This is a genomic window from Phyllobacterium trifolii (assembly GCF_014192095.1).
Classification (GTDB): domain Bacteria; phylum Pseudomonadota; class Alphaproteobacteria; order Rhizobiales; family Rhizobiaceae; genus Phyllobacterium; species Phyllobacterium trifolii.
In genome coordinates this window covers 51,052-61,897 of record NZ_JACHXN010000030.1, presented here as the reverse complement: position 1 = coordinate 61,897, position 10,846 = coordinate 51,052, and the positions used below count along the sequence as shown (strand labels likewise).

General features: G+C 56.5%; 8 protein-coding genes and 1 riboswitch. Of the genes, 4 read left to right on the top strand and 4 right to left on the bottom strand.

The genetic code is table 11. From position 1 onward, the window contains the following. The first annotated feature begins 238 nt into the window (after positions 1-238). Positions 239-357: riboswitch (TPP riboswitch) on the top strand. Between the two features lie 44 nt (positions 358-401). From thiB to FHS21_RS27530, 4 genes are all read left to right on the top strand, one after another. Next, complete coding sequence (gene thiB / locus FHS21_RS27545; RefSeq protein WP_112531004.1) at positions 402-1,418, top strand: thiamine ABC transporter substrate binding subunit; 1,017 nt, start codon at positions 402-404, stop codon at positions 1,416-1,418. Positions 1,419-1,422: 4 nt separating this feature from the next. Next, positions 1,423-3,048, top strand: coding sequence for a thiamine/thiamine pyrophosphate ABC transporter permease (gene thiP, locus FHS21_RS27540; protein WP_183665106.1), 1,626 nt, complete (start codon positions 1,423-1,425; stop codon positions 3,046-3,048). A 76-nt stretch (positions 3,049-3,124) separates the two neighbouring features. Beyond that, complete coding sequence (locus FHS21_RS27535; RefSeq protein ID WP_112531047.1) at positions 3,125-3,799, top strand: thiamine ABC transporter ATP-binding protein; 675 nt, start codon at positions 3,125-3,127, stop codon at positions 3,797-3,799. 199 nt (positions 3,800-3,998) lie between these two features. Further along, positions 3,999-5,426, top strand: coding sequence for a M48 family metalloprotease (locus FHS21_RS27530; RefSeq protein WP_112531048.1), 1,428 nt, complete (start codon positions 3,999-4,001; stop codon positions 5,424-5,426). A 52-nt stretch (positions 5,427-5,478) separates the two neighbouring features. Here the strand turns inward: FHS21_RS27530 and FHS21_RS27525 are convergent, their stop codons facing one another. From FHS21_RS27525 to FHS21_RS27510, 4 genes are all read right to left on the bottom strand, one after another. Beyond that, positions 5,479-6,078, bottom strand: a complete 600-nt coding sequence (locus tag FHS21_RS27525) for a CarD family transcriptional regulator (protein ID WP_112531006.1) — start codon at positions 6,076-6,078, stop codon at positions 5,479-5,481. Positions 6,079-6,433: 355 nt separating this feature from the next. After that, a complete protein-coding gene (gene fdxA / locus FHS21_RS27520; protein ID WP_112531007.1) occupies positions 6,434-6,772 on the bottom strand; it encodes a ferredoxin FdxA in 339 nt (112 codons plus the stop codon). A gap of 274 nt (positions 6,773-7,046) precedes the next feature. Continuing rightward, the gene (locus tag FHS21_RS27515; protein ID WP_112531008.1) at positions 7,047-7,469 is read right to left on the bottom strand and encodes an RNA-binding S4 domain-containing protein; all 423 of its coding nucleotides are present in this window, start codon (positions 7,467-7,469) and stop codon (positions 7,047-7,049) included. A 2-nt stretch (positions 7,470-7,471) separates the two neighbouring features. Next, positions 7,472-10,534 (bottom strand): helicase-related protein, encoded by a 3,063-nt coding sequence (locus FHS21_RS27510; RefSeq protein WP_183665104.1) that lies wholly within the window; start codon positions 10,532-10,534, stop codon positions 7,472-7,474. Positions 10,535-10,846 lie beyond the last annotated feature (312 nt).

Sequence of the window (10,846 nt, the reverse complement as noted above, 5' to 3'; positions counted from 1 at the left end):
CAGGCGTTCATCCACTCGCCCCGCGGAACAAGCAGAAGCTGGCCGGCAGGGGGAAAACGTTAGCGGGCGGTCTTCGGATCGCATACCTTATCTACCAAGACGCGCTTCGACGACCGCCCGTCTTCCCACAATGCAAACAATGGCCAGACGCAAAAGCGGGCGTGGCAAGGGGGAAACTTATCGCTCAGTCGACAAGGTAAGTTGCTTGCACGGCAAAAGCTTTATCTCTAATCTTTGCAATGCTCTAACGGGGTGCCAATCCGAAAAGGATCGGCTGAGAGGCTCAAGGAGAAATCCTGCCAACCCGCGGAACCTGATCCGGTTTGTACCGGCGGAGGGATTAGACGCGGCAATAAAGCCGGCGCACCAATCCTTTTGAATTTCAACTCTAGGAGGCGCCGATGCGGCTATTCGACCTTATTCTGAAGTCTGTGAGCATGGCGGGCATTCTTGCAATTGCCCTCGCCGGACCGGCAAAAGCCGATGGCAAACTGACGATCTATACCTATGAAAGCTTCACTGCCGAATGGGGTCCGGGGCCGAAAGTCAAGGAAGCCTTCCAAAAGCAATGCAATTGCACTGTGGACTTCGTCGCGGTTACGGACGGCGTCGCTCTGCTCAACCGTCTGAGACTTGAAGGTGCTTCAACCAAAGCCGATGTCGTGCTTGGCCTCGACACAAATCTGACCTATGAGGCGAAGGAAACAGGACTGTTCGCCCCGCACGCAATCGACGCGAGCGCGATTGATATTCCCGGCGGCTACCAAGATGATACTTTCGTACCCTATGACTACGGCTATTTTGCCGTGATCTACGATACAGAAAAGCTCAAGAATCCACCCACCAGCCTCAAGCAACTGGTCGAGGGTGATCCAAACCAGAAAATCGTCATCGAGGATCCGCGGACGTCTACACCCGGCCTCGGCCTCTTGCTCTGGGTGAAGTCCGTCTATGGCGACAAGGCCAGCGAAGCCTGGGGTAAACTGAAAGATCGCGTGTTGACCGTGACGCCGGGCTGGTCGGAAGCCTACGGCCTGTTCACAAAGGGAGAAGCACCGCTCGTGCTTTCCTATACGACTTCGCCTGCTTATCACGTGATCGCTGAAAAGACCGAGCGCTACAAGGCCGCTGCGTTCGAGGAGGGCCATTATCTGCAGGTCGAAGTGGCCGCGCAAACTGTGAATGGCGCAAAAAACCCGCTTTCGGCGCAGTTCCTGACTTTTATGACCGGCACAGCATTCCAGGATACCATTCCGGAAAGCAACTGGATGTTTCCGGCGGCGAAGACAAGTGGACCGCTCAATCCCGCCTTTGATGCCTTGGTGAAGCCGGCGAAAACATTGATCTTTTCGCCGGAGGAAGTGGCCAGGAATCGCAAAGCCTGGATCGATGAATGGCTGTCGGCCATGAGCCTGTAACAAATTGATATCCTTGAAGCCATTGGCGGGGGCTCTCGCCCTCGCCTTCCTTGCGGTGCTTGCGGGCGGTGCGTGCTTGAGCCTCGCAGTTGAAGCGCTGCGTGGCAGCACGGAAGGCTTTGCGGCCTTCGACGGCTACCTCTGGCGAATTGCCCGCTTCACACTGCTGCAGGCGCTGCTCTCCATGCTGCTCTCGGTGGGGCTTGCCATCCCGCTCGCTCGCGCCCTTCACGCGCATCCAGACTTCCCGGGACGCGCCATGATTCTGCGGCTCTTCGCCCTGCCGCTCGCGCTGCCAGCCCTTGTCGCCGTGCTCGGTATCACCAGTATCTATGGACGCAATGGCCTGCTTGCTGCGCTGTTCAGCTGGCTAGGGCTGGACGCCATTCCTAATATTTACGGTCTCACCGGCATCCTGATCGCGCATGTGTTTTTCAATTTGCCCCTGGCAACACGACTGCTCCTGTCGAGCATGGACTCTATTCCGGAAGACTATTGGAAACTCTCTTCCCAACTCGGCATGGGGAAATGGGCGCGGTTTCGGTTGATCGAATGGCCGGTGATCCTGCGCAACATTTCCGGAATCGCGGGGCTGATTTTCATGCTCTGTATTACATCGTTCACTATCGTCTTGACGCTCGGCGGCGGACCGCGTGCTACGACGCTTGAGGTTGCGATCTACCAATCGCTGCATTTCGATTTCGATATTGCCCGCGCGGTTTCGCTGACGCTTGTGCAATTGTGCCTGACGATTGCGGTTCTGTCGGTTCTGAGCCCAAACGGGCGCCCGACCGAGGAAGGGTTCAGCCTACGCACGACGACGCGCCGTTTTGACCAGCCAACGTTAAGGACACGCCTTCTGGACGGAGCCACGATAATCCTCGGTCTGCTTTTCGTCGCGCTGCCGATAGTCGGAACAGTCGTTTCGGGGCTGGCGGCCGATCTTCTCCGGCTACTGGGTGAGAGCCTTGTTTGGCGCGCAATCCTGACCAGCATCGTGCTCGGAGCAAGTGCGGCTGCGCTGTCGCTGGTCATTTCACTGGCGTTGGTGGTGGCCCGCGAATATCTTGCAAGCCGGCGTGGCTACGCCTCGCCAAAACTGTTTGAGCGCTCGCTCGATCGCGGTGCAAGTCTCATCATGGTCATACCACCGATCGTCATCGGCTCCGGCTGGTTTATCTTGTCACGCCATTTTGTCGATCCGTTCAGTCTCGCACCCTTTATGGTCGTGAGCGTCAACGCCGCGATGGCCATCCCTTTTGCATTTCGCATACTGCGCCCGACATGGGATACGGCGGCCAGCCGCCACAACCGGCTGTGTGCGCAATTGGGCATTACCGGATGGAACCGGCTTCGACTTATCGACTGGCCGGTTCTGAAGCGGCCGTCAAGCGTCGCTTTCGTCTTTGCGATGGCTCTATCGCTCGGCGACCTTGGAACGATCGCCCTCTTCGGCAACAATTCCATTCAGACCCTGCCCTATTTGCTGCTGCAACGCATGGGGAGCTATCGTACACAGGATGCGGCAGGCCTGGCATTGATCCTCGGTGTGCTGTGTTTGCTCCTGATGATCGCAGCTGACAAAGGTGCAGGCATTCTGGCAAAGAGAGAGGTCGCAAACATTGGCTAGGCGTTCCCGAACCGAGGCCCGGACCAAGGATGGTGCGGCCATCCGCCTCGATGCGGTCGACTTCGACTATGGTGACATGGCGATGCATTTCGACCTCATCATCGAACCGTCGACCATCACCGCGATCATAGGTCCAAGCGGAGCGGGAAAATCCACCCTGCTCAACCTCATCGCTGGATTTGAAACGGCTAGATCCGGCCGGATTTTAATTGCGGGTGCGGACGTAACCCATGCCGCCCCATCGGAACGGCCTGTTTCGATGGTCTTCCAGGACAATAATCTCTTCGCGCATCTTGATGTCACCGCCAATGTCGGGCTGGGCCGAAAGCCCAACCTCAGATTGGACGAAGCTGACAAGGCGGCGACTGCTGAGGCAATACGGAAGGTTGGCCTCTCTGGCAAGGAACATCGAAAGCCGGAAGCTCTATCTGGCGGCGAGCGCCAGCGGGTGGCGATAGCGCGAGCGCTCGTACGGAACCGGCCGGTACTCTTGCTTGACGAGGCTTTCGCCTCTCTTGGTCCCGCTTTGCGGCATGAGATGCTCGACCTTGTCGGTGATCTGCAGGAAGAAACCGGTATGACCGTGGTCATGGTGACGCATCATCCCGGCGATGCTTTGCGCCTGCAATCCTTGCTGGTTTTCCTCGACAATGGGAAAGTCGTTGCTTCGGGACCGGCGGCAGACCTGCTCTCAACCAAGGCGCCAACGCTGTTGCGGAAATATCTCGGTGCAGAAGACTCTGCGCTTTGACATATTTTCGACGCGTTGCCACATTCAAGAACACAATGAAATTCTTGCTCACAGCTGCTTGTCGGGCTAGCAAGGGCACGAAAACACGCATCTGCTCGCGCGCGACGACAATGAGGACATGATTCTGGCTTCGCACCAATCCCCCAACTACAACGGATGGCTTCCAGTCGCTCGACGCAGGAATCTTGCGTCGGCAACGCTGCTGCTTGCCTTCCTGTCGGGGTGCCAGGTTCTCAATGTCACCAAGGACGACGCGTTAGGACCTTCGTCAAATCCGGTGACAGTCGACAATGTCACCAAGAACGACAGGCTGGCAAAGCTCAGCGCCGAGCAGCATCCTCGCATTCTTGCCACCTATGGCGGCGAATACAAGGATGCCAAGCTCGAACGCATGGTCGCCAAAGTCGTCGGTAACCTGACTACGGTTTCCGATAATCCGACGCACACCTATCGTATTACCATCCTCAACTCGCCTAACATCAATGCGTTCGCCCTCCCCGGCGGTTATCTTTATGTGACGCGTGGCCTTCTTGCCCTCGCCAATGACAGTGCGGAACTCGCAGCCGTCATCGCACATGAGATGGGTCATGTGATCGCCAATCACGGTATCGAACGCCAGCAGCGTGAGCAGGAAGCACAGATTGCCGGTCGCGTCGTTTCGGAAGTCTTGCAGGACGATAGTGCCGGACGCGAAGCACTGATTCGCGGAAAGCTGCGCATGGCGCAATTTTCGCGCAATCAGGAACTTCAGGCGGATGCCATCGGTATCAAAATGATCGGCGAAGCTGGTTATGATCCCTTCGCCGCCGCCCGCTTCCTCCAGTCCATGGCGTCCTATGCAGATTTCCGCAGTGTCTCGGGCGCGACCGATGCGAGCCTCGACTTTCTTGCAAGCCACCCTTCAGCACCACAGCGCATCGAACTCGCGCGCGGGCATGCCCGTCGTATCGGCGCACCGGGTGTAGGCACAACCGACCGTGACTCGTTCCTGCAGGGCATCGACGGAATCCTCTATGGCGACACCCCCGAGGAAGGTTACGTTCGTGGACGCAACTTCGTTCATCCGCTGCTCGGTGTAAGCTTCACCGTTCCTGAGGGCTTCACTATCGATAACAGCGCAGACGCGGTCATGGCAACGGGACCGGGCGAGGTGGCAATACGCTTCGACGGGACGCAGGTCTCCGGTAATCCGTCGATGACGGATTACATGCGCAGCGGCTGGGTTACGGGTCTTGACAATGCCAGCGTTCAGGCGGCGACTTTCAACGGAATGCCCGCCGCAAGCGCAAAAGCCCGAGCGGATCGTTGGGAATTCGACATATTCGTCGTCAATGCCGGAAACCGGATTTACCGCTTCCTGACAGCCGCTCCAACAGGAAGCACCGCGCTGATGCCGGCTTCGCAGACGGTTATCCGGAGCTTCCACCTGCTGACACCGGAGGAGAAAGCAAATACCAAGCCCCTGCGCATCCGGGTCGTCACAGTTAAGCCCGGTGACACGCTGGTCAGCCTCTCCAACCAGATCATGGGCACCGATCGAAAGCTCGACCTCTTCCGCCTGATCAATGCACTGCCGCCCGGCGGAACGGTGTCCGCCGGCGACAAGGTCAAGATCATCAGCGAATAAAAAAGCCCGGCAAATGCCGGGCTCTTTTCTTATGCGTCGGATGAAACCGTTGTTACGCGGCTTCTTCCTGCTCATCTTCAACAACGACGTCTGCTTCAACCTCGGTCTCTTCAGCCTTGGCGCCACGCTTCGGTCCCTTGGCGAGATTAACCTCGATAAGGCGTACAGCTTCTGTTTCCGACATCTTGTTGACGGCGGAAATCTCGCGAGCCATGCGATCCAGTGCTGCTTCATAAAGCTGACGTTCTGAATATGACTGTTCTGGCTGGTTGTCAGCTCGGAAAAGGTCCCGCACGACTTCTGAAATCGAAATCAGGTCGCCGGAATTGATCTTCGCATCATATTCCTGGGCACGGCGGGACCACATGGTCCGCTTGATGCGAGCGCGTCCCTGGACAACCTTCAACGCACGATCAACATAGTCTGTCTCTGAAAGTTTCCGCATACCGATAGCTGTTGCCTTGGCGACCGGTACCTTCAAGCGCATTTTGTCCTTCTGAAAATCAATAACGAACAGCTCAAGCTTGTGGCCCGCAACTTCCTGTTCCTCGATATTGACAATTTGTCCTACGCCGTGGGCCGGATATACAATAAACTCGCCCGTCTTAAATCCGATACGCTGGGCGGTCTTTTTCTGCTGAACTGCTGTCATGCGCTTAACTACTCCTTGCTGCGCCCGGCAAAACGCACCGGTCAAACCAATCACTGGAAACCGGAAACCCGGTTTGTCGGCCGCCAATTGTCACGCAAAAGCAATCCGGACAGAACAGATTGATGGGCAAACAAACAACAAGCCCTGAACTGCAGAGTCCGAAATAAATCTAGCCGATTGGTGATTTATGCTTTAGCGCCACGAAATTTGACGTCCAATGATCAACATATGCCGTTACACTATCACGAAAAGTGATTAGAATCAACTTTTTGCTGCGCCTGCGCAAAAGGCGCAATATTTCAAGATGCGCCCTGCGATAAAAATCGGTTATTTATTTCTAAACTCGAATAAAATATCAGTCGCCCTCGCCAGGCTCTGGCGAAAAGAATTTTTCAAACTTGCCTTCGATACCATCCATATCCTTGGCGTCGGCAGGAGCATCGCGCTTCTGCGAAATATTAGGCCATTTCTCGGCGTACTCAGCATTTATCTGCAGCCAGTTGTCCAAGCCCGGTTCGGTATCAGGTTTGATAGCTTCCGCAGGGCATTCAGGTTCGCAAACGCCGCAATCAATGCACTCGTCCGGATGTATGACGAGCATGTTATCGCCCTCGTAGAAACAATCGACAGGACAGACCTCAACGCAATCCATATATTTGCAGCGGATGCAATTGTCGGTCACAACATAAGTCATTTACTGGCTCCTGAAGACACCACGTGTCAGCCGTTGAGGTAACGATTCGATGCCGGGCTGACAAGAGGGGAAAAACGGCTGCGGCACCAGAACGCGGTCGGGATTCCCTTAAAGCTAGGGACATCGGCGTTCACGGCGCCATTCATGGCATTGCGACACGCAATCGACAAGCAACGCCTATCCCATACTGACGCGCTTCGTGGAATAATATTTTAGCTTCCGAGCCACTGGTAGAGAGGATTTCGACACGATAGCCAATATTCGAAATTTAACATCATTCACCCGAATTGTCGTCGTCGCTCTGCATCAACCGGTCAACCTGCCGACGTTCGCGTTTTGTCGGGCGTCCGCTGCCCGCATCGCGCTTGGGTAATCCGTCGAGAGCAGTGATGCGGTCTTTGGGTGGAGGTGGCGGCGAGATGTCCTCGTACAACGTTCGCGCTTCTTCGGCCGGGCCTCGGCGCGTTCCACCAGAGACCACCTTGTAAATGAGAATACGCCGATCGAGAGTGATCGTCAGCACATCCCCGGGTTTCACGCCGTGCGATGGCTGATCGATCTTGTCTCTGTTGGACCGAACATTGCCGCCAGAGACGAGCTTGGCCGCGAGCGCGCGGGATTTGACCACTCGGGCGAAGAACAGCCATTTGTCAATGCGCTGCCTTGCACTGTCGTGATTTGAGGACGCGCCCACCATCCCTATTTCTTCATTTGTTCCTTCAGTGCCAGCAGCTTGGCAAAGGGAGAATCCATGTCGATCTTGACCGGACGCTCTTCACGTTCTGGGCGCTTCTGAAGCGGTGGCTTGCCAGCGGACTTTCCATTATCGCCTTGCTTAAAACGATCCTTGCCGTTGGGCTTGCCTTTGCCGCGGAATTGTTCCTTGCGCGCACCCTGTTCGTTCTGCTGATTTGCGTCGCGTTCATTCCGAGCGGGGCGCTGTTCGCCTTGGACACTGCGCGCCTGTCCGCCGCGATGATGCTCGCGTTTCTCCTGGTGCCCGCGATTGTTGCGGCCGTCAAAACGCGCCTGGCGCCAGAGCAGAATTGGCTTCGGCGCTTCTTCAGCCACAGTTTGCACAACAGTCGGGGCAGGCTCGTCAGCGGATGCACTGACTTCTACGACCGGTTCCGGCTGGAGCTCTCCGTCGGCAGACGGTTCAGTGGAATTAACGGCTGCTTCCGTAGGTGTAACGTTCTCTTCTTCAGCGACCGCTGGGCCCGACGTGGCGGCAACCACAGCCACTGGGTCGGCAGGCACTGGCACGGTATCAAGTTCTGTCAGTTTGGCAGCAACAATTACTGCTTCGACCGATTCAGGACGATAGCCGAGGCTTTTGAGAATTTCTTCCATATCGTCGGCGGTAGCACCGAGGATCGACATCATCGACGGAGTCACCACAAAACGAGTTCCATCATACGCGCCGTCCGGCCGTGTGCCGGTTCCAGGCTTCCAGCCAAGTGCAGGCCGGATAAGATCGGCGAGGCGCTCAAGAATGTCGATTCGCACTGCGCGCCGGCCGAGGAGGCGGTAGCCTCCAAGCCGATAGAAGGCTGGATCAAAGCTCGGGTCTGTAACCACGGATGTGCGTCCAGCGGATAGGACCTGCACCACATCTCCGTAGCCGGGGCGATCCTTGGCGTCTTCCTTAAGCGCCCACAAAAGTGTCAGCAGACCGGCCGGTACAGGCTTGAGAAGCGCCGGCAGGAATACGTGGTAAGCTCCAAAGCGGACGCCAAGACGGCGGAGAGCAGCTCGTGAATCCTGATCAAGGCCACGGACGTCTTCCGCAACATCGCGGCGATGAAGGACGCCGAAATTCTCGACGAGCTGGAAAGCAAGGCCCTTGGTGATACCAACGAGCGCATCGGCATTGGCAAGATCAACAAGTGGCTTCAGGATCGTATCTATGTGATGGGCGAGAAAACGATCGACGCGCGCCGCGACCTTGTCCCGCGCCGGACCTGTCAATTGCTCGTCGGCAAGCAGAACAGCACGAGGCTTCAGCGCTTGCTCACCCGAGACGACCGAGGCAACCGGCGCGCCGATCCATCGCAAGGTCCCGTCTGAGCCGAGGGCGAAATCGCCATTGGCCGAAGCGGAGAACCGCTCGACGCGATTTTCGAATTCCGTCGCAAGCGCTTTTTGCGCTGCAGCCTTGACGGCCTTCGCGTCCGTTCCATCGACTTGGGCGTCCGTAGTGAAACGGAACCCATCCAAACGTCCAACATGATGCCCCTCGACAACAACGTCCCCGGCAGGGCTAATTTCGGCTTCTAGCATTGTATTCTCTCTCAGGCGCCTCATAAGCACGCTTGTCCTGCGGTCTACGAAGCGTTTCGTCAACCTTTCATGCAGTGCATCTGATAGTCTGTCCTCAATTTCACGCGTCTTTTCTTGCCAATGTGCCTGATCTGCAAGCCATCCAGGCCTGTGAGACACAAAAGTCCAGGTTCTGATCTGGGCGATCCGCCGTGAAAGCGCGTCGATATCGCCATCCGTTGAATCGGCGCGGCGAACCTCTTCGGCCATGTAATTTTCGTTCACATGGCCCTTATCCGCAAGGTCGGTATAGATCGATGCGATAATGTCGGCGTGCTGGGCTGGCGCAATCTTGCGATAGTCGGGCAGCGCGCAAGCATCCCACAAAAGAGCCACACGTTCAGGCGTAGTGGCCAGTGGCGCGACATCCGGGTCGTTGGACAAATATTCCAGCGCCTGTTGATCGACCGCGGGCAGAGCACGCGTCAATCCTTCAATAGGAGCGGGTGTATCAATGGATCTCTTCAGCGCGTTCAGGCTGGAATAGTCAAAGCGAGCCGTGCGCCACTGCAGAATCTTGACGGCGTCGAAGGAATGGGATTCCACTCTCTGTATGAGTTCTTCCGAGAACCCCGACACCTGGCCCGTCACTCCGAAAGTACCGTCACGCAAATGCCTGCCGGCGCGTCCGGCTATCTGCCCTATCTCTCCAGGGGAGAGGTTACGAAATTGGTAGCCATCGAATTTGCGGTCCTGAGCGAAGGCCACATGATCGACATCGAGATTGAGGCCCATGCCAATCGCGTCTGTGGCGACCAGATAATCGACATCACCAGATTGATAGAGATCGACCTGCGCGTTACGCGTGCGCGGACTGAGAGCACCCATAACCACCGCCGCGCCACCACTTTGACGCCGTATCAGCTCTGCGATGGAGTAAACCTCCTCGGCAGCGAAGGCCACTATCGCGGAGCGGGGTGGAAGGCGGGTTATTTTCTTGGATCCTGCATAGGCGAGATTTGAAAGCCGTGGCCGCGTGACGACCGAAACGCCGCGCAACAGCTTCTCCAGTATCCCGCGCATGGTTGCAGCGCCAAGCAACAACGTTTCCTGACGACCGCGCAGATGCAGAATGCGATCGGTAAAAATATGGCCACGTTCAAGATCATTGGCGAGTTGCACTTCGTCGATGGCGACAAAATCCACATCGGTTTGGCGGGGCATCGCTTCAACCGTGCAGACCGAATAGCGGGCTCCAGGTGGATTGATCTTTTCCTCACCGGTAATCAGCGCAACATTTGCCAGCCCCACCCTGTCTGCCACACGATGATAAACCTCCCGGGCAAGCAGACGAAGTGGCAAGCCAATCATTCCGGTGTGATGGGCAAGCATCCGCTCGATCGCTAGATGGGTCTTCCCTGTGTTTGTAGGCCCCAGAACGGCTGTAACATCGCGGCCGGTTAAGACCAGGGGAAGTTCGGGGTTGGGCATGAGGTTCATCAATTACAATCCAATACCGGCCACCAAGGCAGTGAAAGCCGGGTATGCATTTTCGATTAGCATTTTAAGCGTCCGACAGAAAGGTAGGCGGGGCAATCCAGATAAACAATCGCGAACCGATTCACGGAGTGTACCGTAACGAAATAGAACGCGAGGCGAACGAATCAGCTACGAAACGGCTCTAGGATGTGATTCCTGATTTGTTCACGGCCATATCTAGCTTCTCCGGCACTAAATCGCACTACATGCTGAATCATTTAAATAGGCCTCGCCAGGTTGCATTTCTGAGAGCGTCGCATGTCAACTCATGAT

Bases quoted from the DNA above. Each gene is read 5' to 3' on its own strand.
- thiB (WP_112531004.1), top strand. From the start codon at position 402: ATGCGGCTATTCGACCTTATTCTGAAGTCTGTGAGCATGGCGGGCATT.
- FHS21_RS27535 (WP_112531047.1), top strand. From the start codon at position 3,125: ATGGCGATGCATTTCGACCTCATCATCGAACCGTCGACCATCACCGCG.
- FHS21_RS27525 (WP_112531006.1), bottom strand. From the start codon at position 6,078: ATGACAGCAGTTCAGCAGAAAAAGACCGCCCAGCGTATCGGATTTAAG.
- fdxA (WP_112531007.1), bottom strand. From the start codon at position 6,772: ATGACTTATGTTGTGACCGACAATTGCATCCGCTGCAAATATATGGAT.
- FHS21_RS27515 (WP_112531008.1), bottom strand. From the start codon at position 7,469: ATGGTGGGCGCGTCCTCAAATCACGACAGTGCAAGGCAGCGCATTGAC.
- FHS21_RS27510 (WP_183665104.1), bottom strand. From the start codon at position 10,534: ATGAACCTCATGCCCAACCCCGAACTTCCCCTGGTCTTAACCGGCCGC.